This window comes from Bradyrhizobium sp. GW821-FHT12B03 (genome assembly GCF_058807535.1).
The window spans coordinates 1-22,764 of record NZ_JBXAQU010000018.1; the positions used below are offsets into that span (position 1 = coordinate 1).

Consider the following 22,764-nt stretch of genomic DNA (forward strand, 5'->3'; position numbering starts at 1 on the left):
ACCGCGGGTCTCGGCCCCGCCGCCAAGGATGGCGGCGCCTCCGCCGCCACGACCGGCTCCGCCGGTCGCTGCGGCCCGGCCCGCGCCGCCACCGGTGGCCCGGCCGGCACCCCCGCCGCCGCCCCGGATGGCCGTCGCACCTCCGCCGCGCCCGGCAGCACCTCCGCCACGTCCCGCGGCCCCGCCGCCGGCGGCCAGGAAATGCCCGCCGAACCAGCCGAAGTGCTAGGGGGCAGGGCGGTATCTACGGAACGGGCCTCTCGTGGGCGAAAGCCGCCCCCGAAAGGCCCTTATTTCCTTGCTTCTGGCCGAAATCGCGCTATATAGCGCGCCATCTCACACGGAAGCATGGCTCACAAGGCCGTCCGGTGGCAGCCGGGGCGACAACGCTCCGTCTTGCTCACACGCTTCCGGAGGAACCAACCGGAGAATTATAACGATGGCGCTACCCGATTTCACCATGCGTCAGCTCTTGGAAGCTGGCGTGCACTTTGGTCACCAGTCGCACCGCTGGAATCCGAAAATGGCTCCGTTCATTTTCGGCACCCGCAACAACATCCACATCGTCGATCTCGCCCAGACCGTGCCGTTGCTGCACCACGCCCTCCAGGCAGTCAGCGACACCGTCGCCAAGGGCGGCCGCATCCTGTTCGTCGGCACCAAGCGCCAGGCGCAGGACGGCGTCGCGGACGCTGCCAAGCGCTGTGCGCAGTATTTCGTCAATTCGCGCTGGCTCGGCGGCACGCTGACCAACTGGAAGACGATCTCGGCCTCGATCAAGCGCCTGCGTCACCTCGACGACGTGCTCTCGGGCGGCGAGGCCAATTCGTACACGAAGAAGGAGCGCCTGACGCTTCAGCGCGAGCGCGACAAGCTCGATCGCTCGCTCGGCGGCATCAAGGACATGGGCGGTCTGCCCGACCTGATCTTCGTGATCGACACCAACAAGGAAGACATCGCGATCCAGGAGGCCCAGCGCCTCAACATCCCGGTCGCCGCGATCGTCGACACCAATTCGGACCCGAAGGGCATCACCTATGTGGTGCCGGGCAATGACGACGCCGGCCGCGCCATCTCGCTGTATTGCGACCTGATTGCGCGTGCGGCGATCGACGGCATCTCGCGCGCCCAGGGCGATTCGGGCATCGACGTTGGCGCCTCCGCCCGTCCGCTCGCCGAAGAGCTGCCGGCGGCCTCCTCGAGCGGCTTCCAGGGCCTTGCCGGTCCGCGCGGCACCGCCGACGACCTCAAGAAGCTCCCGGGCGTGTCGGGCGCGATCGAGAAGAAGTTCAACGACCTCGGCATCTTCCACTTCTGGCAGCTCGCCGAGCTCGATCACGACACCGCGCACACGATCGGTGAAGAAGTTGGTCTGCCGAGCCGCGCGGATGCCTGGGTGGCCAAGGCCAAGGCGCTGACCGCGGAAGCGGAATAGTCAAAAAGAGCGATGGGTTGGCCGGACAAGCTCCGGCCACCATTTCAGTTGACGCGAATTCCTGAGATGGACCGCGGCGGGGCAGTTCGATGCCACGCCGCGGCAAACCGGCAGGCACAAAGGATATTCAACGATGGCAACGATCACAGCTGCGATGGTCAAGGACCTGCGCGAGTCGACCGGCGCGGGCATGATGGACTGCAAGGCCGCGCTGACCGAAAACGACGGCAACATGGAAGCGGCGCAGGATTGGCTGCGCAAGAAGGGCCTGTCGAAGGCCGCCAAGAAGTCGGGCCGCGTCGCGGCCGAGGGCCTGATCGGCGCGCTCACCAAGGGCACCAAGGGCGTCGTGGTCGAGGTCAACTCCGAGACCGACTTTGTCGCGCGCAACGGCCAGTTCCAGGGCCTGGTCAAGATGATCGCCCAGGTCGCATTCGACGTCGGCGCCGATGTCGAGAAGATCAAGGCAGCCAAGGTCGGCGACGTCACGGTCGAGGCCGCGATCAATGACGCGATCGCCACCATCGGTGAGAACATGACGCTGCGCCGCGCAGCTTCGCTCGAAGTGAGCCAGGGCGTGGTGTCGAGCTACGTTCACGGCGCGGTCGTCGAGGGCGCCGGCAAGATGGGCGTGATCGTCGCGCTGGAATCGCCCGGCAAGGCCGACGAGCTCGCGACGCTCGGCCGCCAGGTCGCGATGCACATCGCGGCCGCCAACCCGCTCGCGCTCGATCCGTCCGGCCTCGATCCGGCGGTCGTCAAGCGCGAGAAGGACGTGCTCGCCGACAAATATCGCCAGCAGGGCAAGCCCGAGAACGTGATCGAGAAGATCGTCGAGTCCGGTCTCAAGACCTACTACAAGGAAGTCTGCCTGCTCGAGCAGGCCTTCATCCACGACACCGGCAAGTCGGTGGCGCAGGCGTTGAAGGAAGCCGAAGGCAAGGTCGGCGGCGCTGTGAAGATCGCGGGCTTTGTGCGCTATGCTCTCGGTGAGGGAATCGAGAAGCAGGAAAGCGACTTCGCAGCCGAGGTCGCTGCGGCCAGCGGCAAGAAGTAAGCGCCGGAACGTTCCTTCCGGCGTGCCGCCGGAAGCGGCGCCCGGACAAGGAAAGTGCTCATGACTGATCCGGTCTATCGTCGCGTCGTCATCAAGCTGTCCGGCGAATATCTCGCGGGACAGCAGGGTTTTGGCATCGATCAGCCGACCGTCGACCGGGTTGCGGACGATCTGATCGCCGCCCGCCATCTCGGCACCGAGGTTGCGGTCGTGATCGGCGGCGGCAACATCGTGCGCGGCGTCGAGGTGTCCTCCCGCGGCGTCTCGCGCCCGACCGGCGACACCATGGGCATGCTCGCCACCATGATGAATTGCCTGGCGCTGGAAGCGGCGATCGAGCGCAAGGGCACGCCGGCGCGCACGCTGTCGGCTTTCGTCATGCCCGAGATTTCCGAACTGTTCACCCGGACCGCGGCGCACAAATACCTCGCCGAGGGCCGGATCGTGCTGCTCGGCGGCGGAACCGGCAATCCGTTCTTCACCACCGATACGACCGCGGTGCTGCGCGCCGCCGAGATCGGCGCGCAGGCGGTCCTGAAGGCGACCAATGTCGACGGCGTCTACTCGGCCGACCCGAAGAAGGATCCGACCGCCACGCGGTTCGACCGGCTGACGCATTCACAGGCGATCGAGGGCGGCTACAAGGTGATGGATGCGACCGCCTTCGCGCTTGCCCGCGAGACGTCGTTGCCTATCATCGTGTTCTCGATCGCGGAGCCGGGTTCGATCGGTGCGATTCTGCGTGGCATCGGCCACGGTACCATCGTCGCCGGCTGACGGCTCATCTGGCGCCCTGAAGGGAGGGCGCGGTGAGGTCGCCGGGATTTTGAAGGAGAAACGTGATGCCCACGGGTAATTTCGACCTCAACGAAGTGAAGCGCCGCATGCAGGGCGCCGTCCAGTCGCTCAAGCACGAGCTCGGCGGCTTGCGCACCGGCCGCGCCTCCGCCTCGATGCTCGATCCGGTGCAGGTCGAGGCCTATGGCAGCCACATGCCGCTGAACCAGCTTGCCACCGTCAGCGTGCCCGAACCGCGTTTGATCTCGGTGCAGGTCTGGGACAAGTCGATGGTCAAGGCGGTGGAGAAGGCGATCGTCGATTCCAATCTCGGCCTGTCGCCCGCGACCGAAGGCCAGGTGCTGCGCCTGCGCATCCCCGAGCTCAACGAGGAGCGCCGCAAGGAACTGGTCAAGGTCGCGCACAAATACGCTGAGGCCGCCAAGGTCGCCGCGCGTCACGTGCGCCGCGACGGCCTCGACGTTCTCAAGAAGCTCGAGAAGAATCACGAGATGTCGGAGGACGATCAGAAGCGTCACGCCGACGAGGTCCAGAAGGCGACCGACGGCACGATCGCCGAGATCGACCAGTTGCTGGCCGCCAAGGAAAAAGAAATCCTGACCGTCTAAGGCCGCCCTCATGTCCAACGCCGCCGCGCCCGCAACGGAAGGACCCGACCGGTCCGACGCGCCCGCGCATGTCGCCATCATCATGGATGGCAACGGGCGTTGGGCGGCCGCGCGTGGCTTGCCGCGGGCCGAAGGTCACCGCCGCGGCGTGGAAGCCTTGCGCCGCGTGGTGCGCGCCTCGCACGAGCTCGGCATCCGCTATCTCACCATCTTCTCGTTCTCTTCGGAGAACTGGTCGCGTCCGGCGAGCGAGATCGGCGATCTGTTCGGCCTGCTCAGGCGTTTCATCCGCAACGATCTGGCGAGCCTGCATCGCGACGGCGTCAAGGTCCGCATCATCGGCGAGCGCGAAGGATTGGAGAGCGACATCTGTGCGCTGCTGAACGAGGCCGAGGAGCTGACGCGCGACAACACGCGCCTCACGCTCGTGGTCGCCTTCAACTACGGCTCGCGGCATGAAATCGCGAAAGCGGCGCAGAAGCTCGCGCGTGAAGTTGCGGAAGGAAGGCGCGATCCTGCTTCGATCGACGCCGAGACGCTTGGTGCGCATCTCGATGCGCCCGACATTCCCGATCCCGATCTGATCATCCGCACCAGCGGCGAACAGCGCCTGTCCAATTTCCTGATGTGGCAGGCCGCCTATAGCGAGCTCGTGTTCGTGCCGATCCATTGGCCCGATTTCGACAAGGCGGCTCTGGAAGGCGCGATCGCCGAGTTTGCCAGGCGCGAGCGCCGTTTCGGCGGCCTTGTCGCGAAAACCGCCTCGTGAGCGAACCCGACGCCGCATCGGCGGGCGCCAAGCCTGCCCCCAGCAATCTCGTGATGCGGGTCCTCGCAGGGCTGGTGCTGGCGCCGCTCACCATTGCGATCGCTTACGCCGGCGGCTGGCTGTGGGCCCTTCTCGTCACTCTGGTGTCGATTGGGTTGTTCGCGGAATGGCTGACGGTGGTGGGCGCTGGCTCAGCCGCGCTGACCGGGGCAGGGACGATCGTCATCGCCATGATGGGTTTGTGCGTCGCCGCCGGCGCGCTCAAGACCGCAATCATCGTCGGCTGCGTCGGCGGTGCAATCGTGACGCTGATCGCGCGCGGCAAGTTCGTCTGGGCGGCGACCGGCTTCGCCTACGCAGCGGCGGCGCTGCTGGCCTCGATCCTGGTGCGGAAGGATCTCGTCAACGGCTTCGCCGCGCTGATGTTCGTTCTGCTGGTGGTGTGGGCGACCGATATCGGCGGCTATTTCGCCGGCCGCGGCATTGGCGGACCGAAACTATGGCCGCGCGTGAGCCCGAAGAAGACCTGGGCCGGCGCACTCGGCGGCTTTGCCGCCAGCCTTGCGGTTGCCGCCGGCTTTGCGGCGTGCGGGCTCGGAAAGCCGGTTCCACTGCTGCTCGTCAGCGCCGTCCTGTCGGTGGTGTCGCAATTCGGCGATCTCTTCGAATCCGCGGTGAAGCGGCGCTTCGGTGTCAAGGATTCCAGTCACTTAATTCCCGGCCATGGCGGTCTGCTGGACCGTCTGGACGGCTTTGTTGCCGCCATCCTGATGGCATGGATTATCGGCTTCCTCCGCCATGGTGTGCATAGCGCCGGAAGCGGTCTTATGGTTTGGTGAGGATATGAGCGCGGTCCCATTGCGTAATAACAAGGCTGCCGCGGCGTCTGCCGTCCGCAGCGTCACGGTTCTCGGCGCCACCGGCTCGATCGGCGACAGCACGATGGATCTGCTGCGCGCCTCTCCCGCGCGTTACCGCGTCGAGGCGCTGACCGCGAACAGCAATGTCGAGGCGCTGGCCAAGCTCGCGAAGGAGTTTTCCGCGCGCTTCGTGGCGATCGCCGACACCTCCAAGCTCGCCGAGCTCAAGGCTGCGCTCGCGGGCACGGGCACCGAGTGCGGCGCCGGCGAAAGCGCGGTGATCGAGGCCGGCGCGCGTCCGGCCGACTGGGTGATGGCTGCGGTGAGCGGAGCCGCCGGACTGAAGCCGGCGCTCGCCGCGGTCGACCGCGGCGCCCATGTCGCGCTCGCCAACAAGGAATGTCTCGTCTGCGCCGGCGATTTCTTCATGCAGCGGGCGGCGAAGGCCGGCGCCTGCATCCTGCCGGCGGATTCCGAGCACAATGCGTTGTTCCAGGCGCTGAGCTCGGGCAATCGCGACGAGCTCGTCCGGGTCATCATCACGGCCTCGGGCGGCCCGTTCCGCACCTGGAAGCCCGCCGACATCGAGCAGGCGACGCTCGCGCAAGCCCTGAAGCATCCGAACTGGAGCATGGGCCAGAAGATCACCATCGATTCCGCCTCGATGATGAACAAGGGGCTCGAGGTGATCGAGGCCTCCTATCTGTTCGCGCTCTCGCCCGACGAGATCGACGTTCTCGTGCATCCGCAGTCGATCATCCACGGCATGGTCGAGTTCTCCGACTGCTCGGTGGTGGCCCAGCTCGGCGCGCCCGACATGCGTACGCCGATCGCTCACTGCCTCGGCTGGCCCGACCGTATCAAGGGTCCGGCGGCCAAGCTCGATCTGGCCAAGATCGGCCAGCTGACCTTCGAGGCGCCCGATTTCGAGCGGTTCCCCGGACTACGGCTGGCTTACGATTCGCTGCGGACCGGGAAGGGGGCCACCACGGTCTATAATGCCGCCAACGAGGTCGCGGTTGCCGCCTTCATCGCCGGCAAGATCCGGTTCGGCGCGATTGCCCGGCTGGTGGAGGCGACGCTGGAGGACTGGATCCGGAGTGGGAACCAGGCGCCCCTGACGTCCGCCGACGATGCAATCTCTGTTGACCATGTTGCTCGAAATAGAGCTGCCGCCCTATTGCCTCAAATTGCCTTAAAGGCATCCTAGATGGTTCGCGGCCAGGGCCTTGCGGCGCTGGATGAGGGGAATCGATGATCGACTTTTTCGTCCATAGTTTCAATACGTTGAGCCATGGGCTCCTCGGCTACGCAGTTCCCTTCCTGTTCGTCCTGACCATCGTCGTGTTCTTCCACGAACTCGGCCATTTCCTGGTCGCGCGCTGGGCTGGCGTTCGGGTGTTAACCTTTTCGCTCGGCTTCGGGCCGGAGCTGGTCGGCTTCAACGACCGCCATGGCACCCGCTGGAAGATCTCCGCGATCCCGCTCGGAGGCTACGTCAAGTTCTTCGGAGACGAGAGCGAGGCCTCGACCCCGTCGCCCGAGACGCTCGCGGCCATGACGGCCGAGGAGCGCGCCGGCAGCTTCCATCACAAGAAGGTCGGCCCGCGCGCCGCCATCGTCGCGGCCGGACCGATCGCCAATTTCATCCTGGGCGCGCTGATCTTCGCCGGCATGGCGCTGTATTACGGCAAGCCGAGCACGATCGCGCGCGTCGACGGCGTCGTCGCCGATGGCGCTGCGGCCGCGGCCGGGTTCAAGATCGGGGACGTCGTTGTCCAGATCGACGGCAAGCCGATCGAGAGCTTTGCCGACATGCAGCGAATCGTTGCGATGAATGCCGGTTCGGCACTTGCTTTCCAGGTGAAGCGCGACGGCGCCATCGTGTCGCTGACCGCGACGCCGGCGCTGCTCGAGCGCAAGGATCCGTTCGGCAACAGCCATCGCCTCGGCGTGCTGGGCGTCGAGCACAAGTCTCAGGCAGGGGAGGCCTCGACCGCGCCGGTCGGTGTCGGCGAGGCGCTCAAGATCGGGGTCGAGCAGGTCTGGTTCATCATCACCAGCACCTTCAAGTTCCTGGGCTCGCTGTTCGTCGGAAACGGCAATCCCAATGAGGTCAGCGGCGTCCTCGGCATCGCGAAGATGTCGGGACAGGCGGCCAGCGCCGGGTTCCAGTTCGTGATCAACCTCTGCGCGGTGCTGTCGGTGTCGATCGGCCTGCTGAACCTGTTCCCGATCCCGCTGCTCGATGGCGGTCACCTTATGTTCTATGCGGCGGAGGTGGTCCGTGGCCGGCCCCTGTCGGAGCGGACTCAGGAGATGGGGTTCCGAATCGGTCTGGGCCTGGTGCTGATGCTGATGGTGTTCGCCACCTACAATGACATCCTGCGGATGGCGGCTTCCTGATAGGGGCTTTTTTGTGGCGTGGTTGAGGGCGTTGCTGATCAGCAACGTCTTGGAATGAAATTGAAATTACGGTGTCTGCTGCCGTTTGCGGCACCGAGGAAATTGGCTACAAGCGGCTTCGAACTTGGGGAATCTCCGGACCGGCGTTGGGGTTGGGTCTGGCACGGAATGATAAGGGCGCGTTGCGCATGAAGTTTGGACTGCGACTCCGGGGAGGCTTGCTTGCCACCCTGATCATGTTCGGCGCGCCGGTGGTTGCCCCGGTTGGGGCTGCTTTTGTGTCTTCGTCTGCGCTTGCGCAGACTGTCCAGTCGATTTCCGTCGAGGGAAATCGCCGTGTCGAGGTGGAGACGATCCGCTCCTATTTCAAGCCGGGCCCCGGTGGCCGCCTTGATCAAGGCGCCATCGACGACGGCCTCAAGGCGTTGATCGAGACCGGCCTGTTCCAGGACGTGAAGATCAACCGCGGTGCCGGTGGCCAGATCATCGTCTCCGTGGTGGAAAACCCGGTGATCGGTCGCATCGCCTTCGAGGGCAACAAGAAGATCAAGGACGAGCAGCTCACCACTGAAGTCCAGTCCAAGGCGCGCGGCACCTTCTCCCGCGCCATGGTGCAGTCCGACACGCTGCGAATCGCCGAAATCTATCGCCGCTCCGGCCGCTACGACGTCCGCGTCACGCCCGAAATCATCGAGCAGCCGAACAACCGTGTCGACCTGATCTTCACGGTCGAGGAGGGCGCCAAGACCGGCGTCAAGTCGATCGAGTTCGTCGGTAACGTCGCGTTCTCGTCCTACCGTCTGCGGGACGTCATCAAGACGCGCGAATCGAACCTGCTGAGCTTCCTTGCCAGCGGCGACATCTACGATCCCGACCGCGTCGAGGCCGACCGCGACCTGATCCGCCGCTTCTATCTCAAGAACGGCTTCGCCGACGTCCAGGTGGTGGCCGCGCTCACCGAATACGATCCGGAGAAGAAGGGCTTCAACGTCACCTTCAAGATCGAGGAAGGCTCGCAATACCGCGTCGGCGCGCTCGACTTCCGTTCCAGCATCCCGAACTTCGATCCGAACTCGATGCGCGCGTATTCGCGCGTCAATGTCGGCGCGCTCTACAACGTCGAATCGGTCGAGAAGTCGGTCGAGGAGATGCAGATCGAGGCCTCGCGCCGCGGTTATGCCTTCGCCGTGGTCCGTCCCGGCGGCGACCGCAACTTCGAGGCGCACACCGTCTCCGTCGTGTTCAACATCGACGAGGGCCCGCGCACCTATATCGAGCGCATCAACCTGCGCGGCAACACCCGCACCCGCGACTACGTGATCCGTCGCGAGTTCGACATCTCCGAGGGCGATGCCTATAACCGTGCGCTGGTCGACCGCGCCGAGCGGCGCCTGAAGAACCTCGACTACTTCAAGAGCGTCAAGATCACGACGGAGCCAGGTTCCTCGAGCGATCGCGTCATCCTGGTGGTCGACATGGAAGAGAAGTCGACCGGCGACTTCTCGATCTCGGGCGGCTACTCCACGACCGACGGCGCGCTGGCGGAAGTCTCGATCTCCGAGCGCAACCTGCTCGGCCGCGGCCTGTTCGCCAAGGCGTCGGTGACCTATGGCCAGTACGCACGCGGCTACTCGCTGTCGTTCGTCGAGCCGTACCTGCTCGACTACCGCGTCGCGCTCGGCCTCGACCTCTATCAGCGCCAGCAGCTCTCCAACAGCTACATCTCCTACGGCACCAAGACGCTCGGCTTCTCGCCGCGTCTCGGTTTCTCCTTGCGTGAAGATCTGGCGCTCCAGCTGCGCTACTCGATCTACCAGCAGGAAATCTCGCTGCCGTACTATCTGGCGAACTGTAACAACGTCCTCGGCTCCTCGGCGTTCAACCCGAGCCCGGCTTTCGCCGCGTCGCAGACGCCGGCGATCGACCTGAGCTCGACCGGCGGTCTTGGCTGCTACAGCGACGGCGAAGCTTCGCTGCCGGTGCGCAAGGAGCTTGCCAACGGCAAGACCCTGACCTCGGCGCTCGGCTACACGCTGACCTACAACACGCTGGACAACAACAAGAACCCGACCGACGGCTTGCTCGTCGACTTCCGGCAGGACTTCGCCGGCGTCGGCGGCGACGTCACCTACATGAAGAGCGTGATCGACGCGAAGTACTACGCTCCGCTGGTGTCTGACATCGTCGGCCTCGTTCGCCTCCAGAGCGGCATCCTGACCAAGATGGGCAGCGATCTGCGGATGCTCGACCACTTCCAGATGGGTCCGAACCTCGTTCGCGGCTTTGCTCCGAACGGCATCGGTCCGCGCGACCTCAATCCCTTTGGTACGCAGGACGCGCTTGGCGGCACCAAGTACTGGGGCGCTTCGCTCGAATTGCAGATGCCGTTCTGGTTCCTGCCGAAGGAAGTGGGTCTGAAGGGCGCGGTCTATGCCGATGCCGGCGGCCTGTACGACTATCAGGGACCGACGACGTGGTCGGCGACGAACGAGATGACCACGACGAAGAACTCGAGCTGCATCCCGTCGAGCATCAATCCGTCCTCCGCGGGAACCTGTACCGGTCTCGTGTATGACGACAGCAAGGTGGTCCGTTCGTCGGTGGGTGTCGGCCTGATCTGGGCCTCGCCGTTCGGTCCGCTGCGCTTCGACTACGCCGTGCCGCTCACCAAGGGCAAGAACGACCGCACGCAGGAGTTCCGGTTCGGCGGCGGCACCACGTTCTAATTCGATCAGCACGGCACGACCCGGATCACTGGAGCCGGTTTCCGAAAGGGATCGTGCCGATCCAAGAGATGAGGCATGATGCGGCCCGTCCGCTTCATGCCGAAGCCGGACCGCGACGGGGTGGAATGGCGCAGCCGACCTTCTTCACAAAGCCGCCAGCGACAGCGCTGGCCGATATTGCCGCGCTGACCAAGGCGCAACTGGTCGATCCCGGGAAGGGCGGCCACGTCATCACGGGCCTGGCCTCGCTCGACGAGGCCGGTCCGATGCATCTGGCCTTCTTCGACAATCTCAAATATGTCGATCAGCTGAAATCAACCAAAGCGGGTGCCTGCCTGGTCAGCCCGCGCTTCGAGGGCCAGGTGCCTGCGCATGTCGCGGTGTTGCGGGTGGCGCAGCCGTTCCGCGCCTTCGTCGGGATCGCGCGGGAGTGGCATGCGGACGCGCTGAGGCCGCAAGCCTGGACCGGCAATGACGGCATCGCCCCGTCGGCGATCATCGATCCCACGGCCCGGCTCGAGGACGGCGTGATCGTCGAGCCCCTGGCTGTCATCGGTGCGGATGTCGAGATCGGCAGCGGCACGGTGGTCGGCGTCGGCGCCGTGATCGGCCCCGGCGTCAAGATCGGCCGGGACTGCAATGTCGGTGCCCGCACCGCCATCCAGTGTGCGCTGATCGGCAACGACGTCCTGATCCATCCCGGCTGCTCGATCGGCCAGGACGGCTACGGCTTCATCTTCTTCGGCCCCGAGGGCCATCTGAAGGTGCCGCAGACCGGGCGCGTGCTGATCCAGAACAATGTGGAGGTCGGCGCCGGCACCACCATCGATCGCGGATCCCTGCGCGACACCGTGATCGGCGAGGGCACCAAAATCGACAACCAGGTCCAGATCGGCCACAATGTGACGATCGGCCGGAATTGCCTGCTGGCGGCCCAGATCGGGCTGGCCGGCAGCCTGACCATCGGCGACAACGTGGCACTGGGAGCCAAGGTTGGCATCAACAATCACCTCAAGATTGGCGACGGGGCCCAGGTCACCGCGATGAGCGGCGTCAAGGACGACATCCCGCCGAACGGTCGCTGGGGCGGCTTTTTTGCCAAGCCGACCAAGCAGTGGTTCAAGGAAATTATCGCGGTGGAGCGCCTGGTACGCGACAGCAAGGCCGATCCGAAGGACGAGGGACGGGAATGACGGAGGAATCTCCTATCAAGTTCGAGCTGGTGGATATCAACGCGATCCTCCAGACGCTGCCGCACCGCTTTCCGATGCTGCTGATCGACCGTGTGATCAACATCCGCGCCGATTACAGCGGCATTGGCATCAAGAACGTCACCTTCAACGAGCCGGCCTTCCAGGGGCATTTCCCCGAGCGCCCGGTCTATCCCGGCGTGATGATGATCGAGGCGATGGCGCAGACCGCGGGCGTGATCGGCATCAAGTCGGTCGAGGGCACCGAGAAGCCGCGCGCGGTCTACTTCCTCACCATCGACAAGTGCAAGTTCCGCAAGCCGGTGCTGCCCGGCGATACCATCGAGTATCACATGCGCTCGCTCGGCCGCCGCAAGACCATGTGGTGGTTTCACGGCGACGCCAAGGTCAATGGCCAGGTCGTGGCCGAAGCCGATGTCGGCGCCATGCTGACGGACTGAGCGGGTCAGCTCCTCTGGACGCGCTCCCGCGTCCCGCAAGCGTAGTGACCGGCTGTGAGATCGCGCTTGAAGTTCTGGTTGAAGAACTGGCCCATGGACGGTGCGCCCAGGAGGCGGTCGACCGTGTCCGCCGTCACACCGCAATAGCGGTCATAGGCGCCGTTCACGGCGACGACGAGGTCCTGCCGCGCGCGGTCATAGCAGATGCGCTGAAGCACCGTGCTGCGGGTGATGTCGCGGCACTCGAACGTCTTGAGATCAACAAGGTCGCGTTCGCCGGTCTCGACCGTCTCGGAGACGATCGGGGTAGCCGCGAGCTGTGCGAGCAGGAGTACCAGGGCCCTGACCACGATGACTTCAAGCTCCACATGAACGTATTGAAGAACTGTGACGGCCGGCTCATCCAGCATATGAAACAGGCCGATATGATACGTCACTGGACAGATCGGGCATAGTCGCGCTAACCACCGGAAAACCGAACGACTTCAACGCCTAACCAGACCTTTTTGATGAGCCAGATCGCTTGATGAGTAAGATTGATCCCACTGCACGGGTCGCGGACGGCGCCGTGATCGGCGAGGGCACCGAGATCGGACCCTTTTGCATCATCGGCCCGAATGCGGTGATCGGCCAAAACTGCAAGCTGATCGGACAGGTCACAATCATCGGCCACACCTCGGTCGGGGACGGCTGCGTGATCTCGCCGTTCGCGGTGCTGGGCGGCGCGCCGCAGGATCTCAGCTACAAGGGCGAGCCGACCCGGCTCGAGATCGGCTCGGGCTGCACCATCCGCGAAGGTGCAACGATGAACGTCGGCACGATCAAGGGCGGCGGGCTGACGCGCGTCGGGAGTGGCGGCTACTTCATGAACAACAGCCATGTCGGGCATGACTGCATGGTCGGCGACAACGTGATCTTCGCGACGTCGGCGACGCTCGGTGGCCACTGCGAGATCGGCGATGCCGTCTATATCGGCGGCCTGTCCGCGGTGCATCAGTTCACCCGCATCGGCCCCTATGTGATGGTCGGCGGTGTTTGCGGCGTGCGCGACGATGTCATCCCGTACGGGCTGGTCAACGGCCAGTACGCGGTGCTGGAGAGCCTCAACCTGATCGGCATGAAGCGGCGCAAGTTCACCAAGCAGCGGCTTGCGACCGTGCGCGCGTTCTACCAGAAGCTCTTCCACGGCGCCGGCACCTTTGCCGAGCGGCTGGAGGCGGTGCGGCCGCTCGCCGGCGAAGACCCGGCGATCGCCGAAATCCTCGGCTTTATCGGCAAGGGCAAGCGCCCGCTCTGTCTTCCCGCCATCGCGAAGTGAACCTGTGATGGCCGCGGACATGACATCGGCGGCGGCAGGGATTTCATCGCCGGTCGGCGTGGTCGCCGGCGGCGGCGCGATGCCGTTCGCGGTCGCCGACTCGCTCGTTGCGCGCGGCATCACGCCGGTGCTGTTCCCGCTGCGCGGTGCCTGCGATCCGGTGCAGGTGGAAAAATTCCGCCACCGCTGGATCTCGGTCGGCCAGCTCGGGCGCGCGATGCGGCTGTTCCGCGAGGAAGGCTGCCGCGACCTGATCTTCATCGGCACCTTGGTGCGGCCCTCGCTCTCGGAGATCCGGTTCGACTTCACGACGTTGCGGCTGCTCGGCAACGTCATCCGCGCCTTCCGCGGCGGCGACGATCATCTGCTGTCGGGTGTCGGGCGCATTCTCGAGCAAGGCGGCTTTCGCATGGTCGGCATCAAGGATGTCGCACCCGATCTCCTGATGCCTGCGGGCTGCATCAGCCGCGCCTGGCCGAGCGACGCGAGCAAGGCCGACATCGAGCGTGGACGCGCGGTCCTGACCGCGCTCGGGCCGTTCGACATCGGCCAGGCCGTCGTGGTGATCGATGGCCATGTGGTGGCGGTCGAGGACATCGAGGGCACCGACGCGCTGCTGGCGCGCGTCGCACGCCTGCGCGATGAGGGGCGTATCCGCGCCGCCACGGGGCGCGGTGTGCTGGTGAAGGCGCCGAAGAACAGCCAGGATCTGCGCTTCGACCTGCCGACGATCGGCCCGCGCACCATCGAGGGCGTCGCCACGGCAGGTCTTGCCGGCATCGCCGTGATCGCCGGCAACACCATCGCCGCCGAGCCGCAGGCGATGATCTCGCTCGCCGACGCCAAATATCTCTTCGTCATCGGATTGCCGGCGTGATGCAGGGGCGCGATCCCAAGCGGAAGATCTTCCTGATCGCCACGGAGGAATCCGGCGACCGGCTCGGCAGCGCCTTGATGAAGGTGATGCGCCAGCGCCTCGGCGACGGCGTGCAGTTCGTCGGCGTCGGCGGCCGCACCATGGCGCGCGAGGGGCTCGAGACGCTGTTTCCGATCGAGGAGCTGTCGATCGTCGGTTTCGCCGCGGTGGTGCAGCAATTGCCGAAGATCCTGCGCTTGATCCGCCAGACCGCGGATGCCGTGCTGGAGGCCGCGCCCGACGCACTCGTCATCATCGACAGTCCGGATTTCACCCATCGCGTCGCCCGGCGCGTGCGCGCGAAGAATCCTGCGATCCCGATCGTCGACTACGTCTCGCCGCAGCTCTGGGCCTGGCGGCCGGGACGGGCGCGGACCATGCTCGGCTATGTCGATCATGTGCTCGGCCTGTTGCCGTTCGAGCCGGAGGAATACCGCAAGCTCGGCGGGCCGCCGTGCAGCTATGTCGGCCATCCCCTGATCGAGCAATTGTCCTCGCTGCGGCCGAACGCGCAGGAGCAGACGCGCCGCGACAGCGAGCCGCCGGTGCTGCTGGTGCTGCCCGGCAGCCGCCGCAGCGAGATCCGGCATCATCTCGCGGTGTTCGGCGCGGCGCTCGGCCGGCTGCAGGCGGAGGGGCGCGCGTTCAACCTGATGCTGCCGACCATGCCGCATCTCGAAGCCACCGTGCGCGACGGCATCGCGAGCTGGCCGGTCAAGCCGCAGATCGTGATCGGCGAGGCCGAGAGACGTGCCGCCTTCCGCATCGCGCATGCCGCGCTGGCGAAATCCGGCACGGTGACGCTGGAGCTCGCGCTGTCGGGCATTCCGATGGTGACGGCCTATCGCGTCGGCGCCATCGAGGCGTTCATCCTGCGCCGCGCGATCCGTGTCTCCTCGGTGATCCTCGCCAATCTCGTGATCGGCAAGGAGGTCATTCCGGAGTATTTGCAGGAGGACTGCACGCCGGAGAAGCTCGCGCCGGCGCTGACCGACGTGCTGACGGACACACCGCTGCGTCAGCAGCAGGTCGAGGCGTTCGCCCGGCTCGACACCATCATGTCCACCGGCAACAAGTCGCCGAGCGTGCTCGCGGCCGATGTCGTGCTCGCGACGATGCGGAAGGGCCGGCGGACGAGCTAGCCGAGGCCGCCGTCGACCTGAAAGCACTGGCGCGTGATGCGCCGGCTCTCGTCGGAGGCGAGGTACAGGGCCATGTTGGCGATGTCCTCGGGCGTCACTGCATCCGGAATGGCCTGGCGCGAGCGCATCTCGGCGATGGTCTGCTCGTCCGGATACCACAGCCGGCGCTGGCGTTCGGTGATCACCATCCCCGGCGCAATCGCGTTGACGCGGATGCGGTCAGGGCCGACCGACCGCGCCAGCGAGTTGGTGAAGCCGACGATGGCCGCCTTTGCGGCGGCGTAGACCGGCAGCGCCGGCGCCCCGCGCATCCAGGCGATCGACGACATGTTGATGATCGAGCCGCCGCCGCGCGCCTGCATCTGGGGCACCACGGCTTGCGCTGCGAAGAAGACGTGCTTGAGGTTGACGCCGATCATCCAGTCGAATTCGGACGGCGTCACGTCGGCCAGAACCTGGCGCTGGTCGTTGGCGGCGTTGTTGACGAGGATCGCGGCATCACCGAGCGATCGATGCACCGCTGCCATCGCGCCGCGCAAGGCGTCGATATCGAGGAGATCGCAAGGCACGAACAGCGGCGCCGTGCCGGTCGCGGCCGTCACGTCCGCGACCAGCGCCGCGCCGGCTGCTTCGTCGATGTCGAGGAAGGCGACGCGGGCGCCTTGGCCTGCGAAGGCGCGAACGAAGGCGGCACCGATGCCGCTGGCGCCACCGGTGATCAGCACCACGCGGTCCGCGAGGCCGGCATAGCTCGTCTGGGTCATGCGATCAGTCGCTCCGTCTCGGGGTCGAACAGGCAGATGCGGCGGGTGTCGAGCGCAAAGGGGGCCATGGCGCCCGGCGCAGGACGGACGTCCGGCGAGATGCGCGCCTGTGCGGGCTCGCCGCCGAGCCGCAACAGGACGATGGTTTCGGCGCCGGTGGGCTCGACCATCTCCACCGGCGCGGTGACGACAACCGGCGCGCCGGTCGCGCCGGAGAATGCGCGATCCCCTTCGGCGATGCATTCCGGCCTGATTCCGAGCACCACCGCGCGGCCGACGTAGGATGCGGCGGCATCGTAGTCCTGCAGATGCAGACGTACCTCGTCCGATCGCCCGGCGCCGATCACGACCACCGGCCCGCGGCCGTCGGCCTCGAGCCGGGCCGGCATGGTGTTCATCGGCGGCGAGCCCATGAAGCGGGCGACGAACAGATTGGCGGGATAGCGGTACACGGTATCGGGGTCGGCAAACTGCTGCACGCTGCCCTGATGCATCACGGCGATCCGCGTCGCCATCGTCATCGCCTCGATCTGGTCGTGGGTGACGTAGACGATGGTGGCGCCGATGCGCTGATGCAGGCGCTTGATCTCCATCCGCATCTCGACGCGCAGTTTCGCATCGAGGTTGGAGAGCGGCTCGTCGAACAGGAAGAGCAGGGGATCGCGCACCAAGGCCCGGCCCATCGCCACGCGCTGGCGCTGGCCGCCGGACAATTGCGACGGCTTGCGGCCGAGCAGCGGCTCGATCTGGAGCAGTCTTGCGACATTCTCGACCGCGGCGTCCTGCGCGGCCTTGGGCACATGACGGCATTCCATGCCGAAGGTGATGTTCTGGCGGACCGTCATCGACGGATAGAGCGCGTAGGACTGGAACACCATGGCGATGTCGCGGTCTTTCGGAGGGACGTCGTTGACGACGCGTCCGCCGATCTCCACGGTGCCGGCGCTGGCGCGGTCGAGCCCGGCGACGATGTTGAGCAGCGTGGACTTGCCGCAGCCGGACGGCCCGACCAGCACGGTGAATTCGCCGCTCTCGATGTCGAGATCGATCCCCTTCAGCACCTCCAGATTGGCGTAGCGCTTGGACAGGGCACGAATGCTCAGCGCTGCCATGACGACTCCATCATTTCACGGCTCCGGCGGTCAGGCCGCGTACGAAATACTTGCCGCCGATCAGATAGATCAGCAGCGTGGGCAGGGCGGCGATCATGACCGCGGCGCTTTGCACGCCATGCTGCGGGATATCGGCGACCGCGGCGGACAGCGCGATCAGCGCGGCGGTGACCGGCTGCTGCTGGCCGGTCGTGAATGTCACGCCATAGAGAAATTCGTTCCAGATATGCGTGAATTGCCAGATCACGGTGACGACCAGGATGGGCGGCGAGAGAGGCAGGATGATGCGCCAGAAAATGCGAAAGAACCCGGCACCATCGATGCGGGCAGCCCTGATCAATTCCTGCGGGACGGCCACGTAGTAGTTTCGGCAGAACAAGGTGGTGAAGGAGAGCCCCTGGATCGTGTGGATCACGACCAGGCCCGTCAGCGTGTTCATCAGACCGGTATCGCGCAGCACGATGGTCCAGGGCAGCAGACGCATCTGCTGTGGAAGGAAGATGCCGAGCGTGACGATCCCGTAGATCCAGCTGTCGCCACGAAAGCGCCAGAGCGAAACCGCGTAACCTGCGACCGCGCCGAGCAGGGTCGAGAAGATCGTCGCGGGAATGGTCACGAGTGCGGAGTTCAGCATGTAGGGCCGGATGCCGGCGCAGGTCTCTGCGACGCAGAAACCGCTCCAGGCGGTGGCGTAATTGCTCCAGGCCAGATGTTGCGGCCAACCGATCATCGAGCCCTGCGCGATCTCCTCGTTGGTGCGGAGCGAATTCAGCACGACGACAGCCAATGGCGCGAGCCATGCTGCGGCGATCAGCGAAACGATGAGATAGATCAGAATCCGGCCCGGGGCGAAGGTTCGCTCACGCATGGATGGCCCGCCGCCGCTGGACATAACGCCACGCTGCATAGGGCAGCAAGATCGCGAGAAGAATGAGCAGCATGAGCACGGCCGCTGCCGCCCCCCGCCCGAGCAGGCTGCGCTGGAACATCAGGTCATAGACGACGAGGGCCGGCAACTGGGTCGCAATGCCGGGCCCGCCATTGGTGAGGGCGCGGACGAGGTCGAAGGTCGAGATCGCGAACTGCAGCTGGATGACGATGACGGTGATGGTGATCGGCCACAGCGTCGGCAGGATGACGCGCCGGTACATCCGGATCGGCCCGGCACCGTCGATCTGTGCGGCCTTGATCAGGTCGGCATCGACGGAGCGGAGGCCGGCGAGGAAGAGCGCCATGGCGAAGCCCGAGGATTGCCAGATCGCCGCGATGACAATGGTCCAGATCGCCATGTCGCGGTCGATCAGCCAGTCGAACCGGAAGGAGGTCCAGCCGAGATCGTGGACCAGCTTCTGGATGCCGAGGCCAGGATTGAGCAGCCAGCTCCAGACCGTGCCGGTGACCACGAACGACACCGCCAGTGGGTAGAGGAAGATGGATCGCAGCAAATTCTCGCCGCGAATGCGTTGATCGAGCAGGATGGCAAGGATGAGCCCGGTCGCCAGACTCAGCAACACGAAGGAGCTGCCAAACAGCAGCAGATTGTCCAGGGCGATCTGCCAGTTCCGCGATGCCGCGACCGCGGAATAGTTGCGCAAACCCACCCAACCCGACACCGGGACCAGCGTGGATGGCGTGAACGATATCCAGATCGTCCACAGCGAAAACGCAATGAGGTGCGCGGCGGACAACAGCAGCGGCACCCAGATCGTCAGATATTCGGGCAGCCGGCGGATCATTTCAGCAGTCGCCGGCCGGCCCGGTCTTGTCGAGACGACGGTGGTCAACGCGAGCTCTCGACGGCTTCGGCGAGGCGTGTGGCCGCTTGCTCCGGCTTGATCGTCTTGTTCTTCACGAATTCCGTGATGACGTCGATCATCGCTGCGGTCATGCCGTTTTCCAGCGCCATGTTGTGCGCCATGCTGAGGACGGCCTGATTGCTGGCGATGGCGTCTTTCAGAGCCGCTGCGGTCCGCCGTTGACCGTCCGACCAGCCTTCGCCGGACAGATCGACGTCGGTGCGCACGGGGATCGATCCCGTGATCTGCGAATACATCGTCTGGATCGCCGGATCCATGACGAGCTGGGCCATCAGCGTCTGACCGGCTTGCAGGTCGGCCTCCTTGCGCTGCCAGAAGATGAAGGCATCGGCGTTCAACAGGAAGACCGGCTTGCCGTTGTCGCTCGGGCCCGGCGCGATCATGAAGTCGTCGAACTTGAAACCGGCATTGCGCAACACGCCCTGCGCCCAGCCGCCCATGATCATCATGCCCATGTCGCCGTCGACGAAGCGCTTCAGGTTGGTCGAAAAGTGCTGGGCGCCGACATTGGGGTCCATCCAGTCGGCGATCTTGCGAACCTGCACGAACGCAGCTTTGATCTCGGGGGCCTCCAGGGCCTTCTTGTCGAGATTCATGATGGCTGCGCGGTACGCGGTCGGGCTGATGCCGGCGAGCGAGGCTTCGAACTTCTGCCCGTCGTCGGGGCGGGTGCCGCCGTTGGCGACCGGGTAGGGGACACCGCCTGATTTCATCTTGTCGGCGAGATCGTTGAACTCGGCCCAGGTGACCGGGATCTTGTCGGCCTTGGCCTTGTCCATCGCGCGCTTGGAGAGGAACAGCATGTTGGTGCTGTAGATCTGCAGCGGCAGCGCGATCCACTTGCCGCCCGGCCTGTGCAATTTCGCAAGGTCCGGGGCGACGACCTTCTCGTAGCCGGCAGCCGCAACCAGGGCGTCGAGATCGACGGTCGGCGCGATCTTCGACCAGGCCGCGATCTCGGGGCCCTTGAGCTGCGAGCAGGCCGGCGGATCGCCGGCGATGATCTGGGCACGCAGCTTGTTCATCATCTCGGTGGTGAAGCCGGGGACGGGCGAGTGCTGCCAAACCCCGCCCTTCTCCTCGAATTTCTTGCCGAGCGCGGTGATGGCCGCCCCGTCGCTGCCTGCGGACCATTGTGAGATCGCGGTCAGGCGTGGCTTGACCGCGCCTTGCGCGCGGGCAAAGGCCGGCAGTGCGAACGCGGCTGCAGATCCAGCGAGCAGACGGCGCCTTGTTGTCGTGATCGGCATGGCAAGTTCCTCCCGGTGTGAACTCTCTTGTTTGCGCGAGGGCTGCGCGGCTCAGGGCATTTCAGGCAGCCTCCGTCGATGCGGCCGGCATGCCGCCGCGGCAGGCGAGGCAGAAGGCAGCGAAGGCCAGCGCGGCCCGCGGATCGTTGCCATTCGATGGCGGCACGAAAGCGAGCGTGGCTTGCGCATGCTTGCGGCCACCGAGCAGGCTGGCGTCGACGCCGTCGACCAGCGCCTTCCGATCGTCCTCCGCAAGCAGCGACGGCCAGCCGGAGATGACAACGCCGTGACAGGGCTTGACGTTCAGCGTGTTGCCGATCGCAAGGCCAAGGCGATAGAGGCGATGCCGCAGCTCCTGCCGCACGCGCGCGGAGATCGGGATCGCGGTCACCCAATCGCTGCCAAAGCGGAGCAGCTCCGGCTCCGGTACGCCGAGCAGCTCGGCGAGCGCCGGCAACGAGGTATAGGCTTCGACGCAGCCATGATGACCACAGCGGCAACGCGGGCCGTCGGCTTCGAACACCATGTGGCCGAGCTCGACCGGTTGCAGGGCATCGGCCTCGATCGGATCGTCCATCCAGGCGCCCGCGACGCCCTGGCCGACGAAGACGAACAGATGCGCACCACTGAACGGATAGTCTTCCGTGCGGCAGCGGTGAAAAATGGCGTGCGCCACCACCGAATTGGTGAACTCGACCGGGACGTTGGCGAACATCTCACCAAGCACGTCGCCGATATCTCCGACATCGCAGGGAATGATTGGGTTGCCGAACTCGCTCAAGCGGCCGAGACCCGGAATGGAGACGCCGATCTGCGCGAGCCTGACCCTTCGCCGCCGCGTCCAGTCGCGCAGCAATGTCAGCGCCTCGCGAAACACCCGGCCGACCGACTCCGTTGTCGGCTTTCCCGGCAGCGGTACGCGCTCGGTGTAACGCAACTCGCCCGACAGGCTGCCGATGCCGACGCTGAGCCACTGGCCGGTCAGTTCGAGGGCCGCAAGCGCCACCGAACCATCGAGCGAGACGAGGCCTGTCGGGCCGCCGACATAAGGGGCAGGGCGCCGCACTTCCTCGATCAGGCCTTCAGCTTTCAGATCGAACAGGATGCGCGACAGGCTCGCCTCCGACAGGCGCACGGCCTTGGCCAGAGGCGGGCGAAACGAGCCGCCCGACTGAAGCAGATGAGTCAAAATGGCAGCGCGCGTCTGCCGCCGACTTCTCGGCTGCTCCGGCATTTCCATCCCTGTCGTCATTCTTACTTAGAGTAAGAATGCGCGCGGAGCGTTTCGGCTGTCAAGCGATCGCCGGTGCGATCGTTCGACTTGTTGTTGTGCGAGGCAGCAAGACCGGCGCGCGCGATCTGCACGCACATCGCGCGGTAGCGGCAGCATTCAGGAGAGGCGCGTGACGTCGACGATGATCCGCTCGCGGTTGTCTGGATCGATCAGGACAGGCAACTCGCCTCCAGCGACGATGCGGCTTTCGCGGCGGCTCGGGCTGCTGAACGACATGCGCGTGACCGCTTTCCAAGCCGCACCACCATTCGGGTCGTCCACCGCGATGGCAATGTCCCACGTTCCGCCCGGTGCACTGCTCGGTTGCACCTCGTGCGCGCTCAACACCTTCGCCGTGGTCGGGACCAGGCCGAGCGCTGCGGCGCCGCCGGCAAGCGCAATCTCCGTCTGCTGCGGCGTCAGGCCGTTGACCAGCGCGGGCGACGACGCGGCGTGCTCCGCCTCGCGCCAGACGCGGGGAAACGGGCGGTGGCCGGGCGTGCCGGTCTGGCGCTCGCCGCGCAAATGCTCTGCGAGATGCTCGGCGGCTTCCCGCTCGGTCGGCACCAGATCCCATTCGATCCTGAACCGTGTGGGATCAGCGAGGTCCACGGTGACCGGAAGCTCCGCCCCGGGGCGCGGCCATTTCGGCTTGGGCACGTCGTAGCCGCTGTACCGCACGGCAGTTGCGACAAGGCGCTCCGCGGTGACCACCCCGTCAATGTCGCATCTGGGATGAAGCACCATCTCGCCGGCTGCATCGGGAAACGGCGAGCAGGCCACGACCTGCAACCATCCGTCCACCGGGTTCGTGATCCGCATCCGCTCGCCCTTGCGCTTTGTTCGCCCTGCGGGATCCTGC

Annotated in this window: 22 protein-coding genes; 14 read left to right on the forward strand and 8 right to left on the reverse strand. The window is 65.7% G+C overall.

Annotated features, from left to right (window positions below; translation table 11 throughout):
• Positions 1-439: 439 nt before the first annotated feature.
• From AC1RUR_RS28255 to fabZ, 11 genes are all read left to right on the forward strand, one after another.
• Positions 440-1,435 (forward strand): 30S ribosomal protein S2, encoded by a 996-nt coding sequence (locus tag AC1RUR_RS28255; protein ID WP_492850124.1) that lies wholly within the window; start codon positions 440-442, stop codon positions 1,433-1,435.
• 133 nt (positions 1,436-1,568) lie between these two features.
• Entirely contained in the window at positions 1,569-2,492 is a 924-nt protein-coding gene (gene tsf / locus AC1RUR_RS28260; protein WP_492850126.1) for a translation elongation factor Ts, read from the forward strand.
• A 60-nt stretch (positions 2,493-2,552) separates the two neighbouring features.
• Positions 2,553-3,269 (forward strand): UMP kinase, encoded by a 717-nt coding sequence (gene pyrH, locus AC1RUR_RS28265; RefSeq protein ID WP_027545778.1) that lies wholly within the window; start codon positions 2,553-2,555, stop codon positions 3,267-3,269.
• Positions 3,270-3,334: 65 nt separating this feature from the next.
• Positions 3,335-3,898 carry a ribosome recycling factor gene (gene frr, locus AC1RUR_RS28270; protein ID WP_061879517.1) on the forward strand — a complete coding sequence of 188 codons (564 nt, stop codon included), beginning with the start codon at positions 3,335-3,337 and terminating at the stop codon, positions 3,896-3,898.
• A 10-nt stretch (positions 3,899-3,908) separates the two neighbouring features.
• A complete protein-coding gene (locus tag AC1RUR_RS28275) occupies positions 3,909-4,667 on the forward strand; it encodes an isoprenyl transferase (protein ID WP_492850128.1) in 759 nt (252 codons plus the stop codon).
• Positions 4,664-5,506, forward strand: a complete 843-nt coding sequence (locus AC1RUR_RS28280; protein ID WP_492850130.1) for a phosphatidate cytidylyltransferase — start codon at positions 4,664-4,666, stop codon at positions 5,504-5,506. The genes AC1RUR_RS28275 and AC1RUR_RS28280 overlap by 4 nt, the downstream gene beginning before the upstream one ends.
• A 4-nt stretch (positions 5,507-5,510) precedes the next feature.
• Positions 5,511-6,737 (forward strand): 1-deoxy-D-xylulose-5-phosphate reductoisomerase, encoded by a 1,227-nt coding sequence (gene dxr, locus AC1RUR_RS28285; protein ID WP_492850132.1) that lies wholly within the window; start codon positions 5,511-5,513, stop codon positions 6,735-6,737.
• A 44-nt stretch (positions 6,738-6,781) separates the two neighbouring features.
• Positions 6,782-7,933 (forward strand): RIP metalloprotease RseP, encoded by a 1,152-nt coding sequence (rseP, locus tag AC1RUR_RS28290; RefSeq protein ID WP_492850134.1) that lies wholly within the window; start codon positions 6,782-6,784, stop codon positions 7,931-7,933.
• 188 nt (positions 7,934-8,121) lie between these two features.
• Positions 8,122-10,659 (forward strand): outer membrane protein assembly factor BamA, encoded by a 2,538-nt coding sequence (bamA, locus tag AC1RUR_RS28295; RefSeq protein WP_492850136.1) that lies wholly within the window; start codon positions 8,122-8,124, stop codon positions 10,657-10,659.
• 125 nt (positions 10,660-10,784) lie between these two features.
• Positions 10,785-11,852, forward strand: a complete 1,068-nt coding sequence (gene lpxD, locus AC1RUR_RS28300) for a UDP-3-O-(3-hydroxymyristoyl)glucosamine N-acyltransferase (protein WP_492850138.1) — start codon at positions 10,785-10,787, stop codon at positions 11,850-11,852.
• On the forward strand, positions 11,849-12,310 hold the full coding sequence (gene fabZ / locus AC1RUR_RS28305) for a 3-hydroxyacyl-ACP dehydratase FabZ (RefSeq protein ID WP_183238958.1): 462 nt from the start codon (positions 11,849-11,851) through the stop codon (positions 12,308-12,310). The genes lpxD and fabZ overlap by 4 nt, the downstream gene beginning before the upstream one ends.
• 5 nt (positions 12,311-12,315) lie before the next feature.
• Here the strand turns inward: fabZ and AC1RUR_RS28310 are convergent, their stop codons facing one another.
• Positions 12,316-12,660, reverse strand: a complete 345-nt coding sequence (locus tag AC1RUR_RS28310; RefSeq protein WP_492850425.1) for a KTSC domain-containing protein — start codon at positions 12,658-12,660, stop codon at positions 12,316-12,318.
• Between the two features lie 176 nt (positions 12,661-12,836).
• Here AC1RUR_RS28310 and lpxA point away from each other — a divergent pair, with 176 nt between their 5' ends.
• Genes lpxA through lpxB form a run of 3 tightly spaced genes read left to right on the forward strand, consistent with a single transcriptional unit; the run spans position 12,837 to position 15,686 of the window.
• Positions 12,837-13,628 carry an acyl-ACP--UDP-N-acetylglucosamine O-acyltransferase gene (gene lpxA, locus AC1RUR_RS28315; protein ID WP_492850140.1) on the forward strand — a complete coding sequence of 264 codons (792 nt, stop codon included), beginning with the start codon at positions 12,837-12,839 and terminating at the stop codon, positions 13,626-13,628.
• A 19-nt stretch (positions 13,629-13,647) separates the two neighbouring features.
• Entirely contained in the window at positions 13,648-14,505 is an 858-nt protein-coding gene (locus tag AC1RUR_RS28320; RefSeq protein ID WP_492850427.1) for an LpxI family protein, read from the forward strand.
• Positions 14,502-15,686, forward strand: coding sequence for a lipid-A-disaccharide synthase (lpxB, locus tag AC1RUR_RS28325; protein WP_492850142.1), 1,185 nt, complete (start codon positions 14,502-14,504; stop codon positions 15,684-15,686). Before AC1RUR_RS28320 ends, lpxB begins: the two co-directional genes overlap by 4 nt.
• Here lpxB and AC1RUR_RS28330 read toward each other — a convergent pair.
• The 7 genes from AC1RUR_RS28330 to AC1RUR_RS28360 form a co-directional block, all read right to left on the reverse strand.
• Positions 15,683-16,450, reverse strand: coding sequence for an SDR family NAD(P)-dependent oxidoreductase (locus AC1RUR_RS28330; protein ID WP_492850144.1), 768 nt, complete (start codon positions 16,448-16,450; stop codon positions 15,683-15,685). The genes lpxB and AC1RUR_RS28330 overlap by 4 nt on opposite strands.
• Positions 16,447-17,562: an ABC transporter ATP-binding protein gene (locus tag AC1RUR_RS28335; RefSeq protein WP_492850145.1), complete on the reverse strand. Its 1,116-nt coding sequence runs from the start codon at positions 17,560-17,562 to the stop codon at positions 16,447-16,449. Before AC1RUR_RS28335 ends, AC1RUR_RS28330 begins: the two co-directional genes overlap by 4 nt.
• Positions 17,563-17,572: 10 nt before the next feature.
• The gene (locus AC1RUR_RS28340; RefSeq protein ID WP_492850147.1) at positions 17,573-18,430 is read right to left on the reverse strand and encodes a carbohydrate ABC transporter permease; all 858 of its coding nucleotides are present in this window, start codon (positions 18,428-18,430) and stop codon (positions 17,573-17,575) included.
• On the reverse strand, positions 18,423-19,346 hold the full coding sequence (locus AC1RUR_RS28345) for a carbohydrate ABC transporter permease (protein ID WP_492850149.1): 924 nt from the start codon (positions 19,344-19,346) through the stop codon (positions 18,423-18,425). Before AC1RUR_RS28345 ends, AC1RUR_RS28340 begins: the two co-directional genes overlap by 8 nt.
• Positions 19,343-20,629: an ABC transporter substrate-binding protein gene (locus tag AC1RUR_RS28350; protein ID WP_492850151.1), complete on the reverse strand. Its 1,287-nt coding sequence runs from the start codon at positions 20,627-20,629 to the stop codon at positions 19,343-19,345. The genes AC1RUR_RS28345 and AC1RUR_RS28350 overlap by 4 nt, the downstream gene beginning before the upstream one ends.
• A gap of 61 nt (positions 20,630-20,690) precedes the next feature.
• Positions 20,691-21,869 carry an ROK family transcriptional regulator gene (locus tag AC1RUR_RS28355; RefSeq protein WP_492850153.1) on the reverse strand — a complete coding sequence of 393 codons (1,179 nt, stop codon included), beginning with the start codon at positions 21,867-21,869 and terminating at the stop codon, positions 20,691-20,693.
• Between the two features lie 150 nt (positions 21,870-22,019).
• Positions 22,020-22,685 carry a hypothetical protein gene (locus AC1RUR_RS28360; protein WP_492850429.1) on the reverse strand — a complete coding sequence of 222 codons (666 nt, stop codon included), beginning with the start codon at positions 22,683-22,685 and terminating at the stop codon, positions 22,020-22,022.
• Positions 22,686-22,764: the final 79 nt, after the last annotated feature.

Bases quoted from the DNA above. Each gene is read 5' to 3' on its own strand.
- AC1RUR_RS28255 (WP_492850124.1), top strand. From the start codon at position 440: ATGGCGCTACCCGATTTCACCATGCGTCAGCTCTTGGAAGCTGGCGTG.
- tsf (WP_492850126.1), top strand. From the start codon at position 1,569: ATGGCAACGATCACAGCTGCGATGGTCAAGGACCTGCGCGAGTCGACC.
- pyrH (WP_027545778.1), top strand. From the start codon at position 2,553: ATGACTGATCCGGTCTATCGTCGCGTCGTCATCAAGCTGTCCGGCGAA.
- frr (WP_061879517.1), top strand. From the start codon at position 3,335: ATGCCCACGGGTAATTTCGACCTCAACGAAGTGAAGCGCCGCATGCAG.
- AC1RUR_RS28275 (WP_492850128.1), top strand. From the start codon at position 3,909: ATGTCCAACGCCGCCGCGCCCGCAACGGAAGGACCCGACCGGTCCGAC.
- dxr (WP_492850132.1), top strand. From the start codon at position 5,511: ATGAGCGCGGTCCCATTGCGTAATAACAAGGCTGCCGCGGCGTCTGCC.
- rseP (WP_492850134.1), top strand. From the start codon at position 6,782: ATGATCGACTTTTTCGTCCATAGTTTCAATACGTTGAGCCATGGGCTC.
- bamA (WP_492850136.1), top strand. From the start codon at position 8,122: ATGAAGTTTGGACTGCGACTCCGGGGAGGCTTGCTTGCCACCCTGATC.
- lpxD (WP_492850138.1), top strand. From the start codon at position 10,785: ATGGCGCAGCCGACCTTCTTCACAAAGCCGCCAGCGACAGCGCTGGCC.
- fabZ (WP_183238958.1), top strand. From the start codon at position 11,849: ATGACGGAGGAATCTCCTATCAAGTTCGAGCTGGTGGATATCAACGCG.
- lpxA (WP_492850140.1), top strand. From the start codon at position 12,837: ATGAGTAAGATTGATCCCACTGCACGGGTCGCGGACGGCGCCGTGATC.
- AC1RUR_RS28320 (WP_492850427.1), top strand. From the start codon at position 13,648: ATGACATCGGCGGCGGCAGGGATTTCATCGCCGGTCGGCGTGGTCGCC.
- AC1RUR_RS28330 (WP_492850144.1), bottom strand. From the start codon at position 16,450: ATGACCCAGACGAGCTATGCCGGCCTCGCGGACCGCGTGGTGCTGATC.
- AC1RUR_RS28335 (WP_492850145.1), bottom strand. From the start codon at position 17,562: ATGGCAGCGCTGAGCATTCGTGCCCTGTCCAAGCGCTACGCCAATCTG.
- AC1RUR_RS28340 (WP_492850147.1), bottom strand. From the start codon at position 18,430: ATGCGTGAGCGAACCTTCGCCCCGGGCCGGATTCTGATCTATCTCATC.
- AC1RUR_RS28350 (WP_492850151.1), bottom strand. From the start codon at position 20,629: ATGCCGATCACGACAACAAGGCGCCGTCTGCTCGCTGGATCTGCAGCC.
- AC1RUR_RS28355 (WP_492850153.1), bottom strand. From the start codon at position 21,869: ATGGAAATGCCGGAGCAGCCGAGAAGTCGGCGGCAGACGCGCGCTGCC.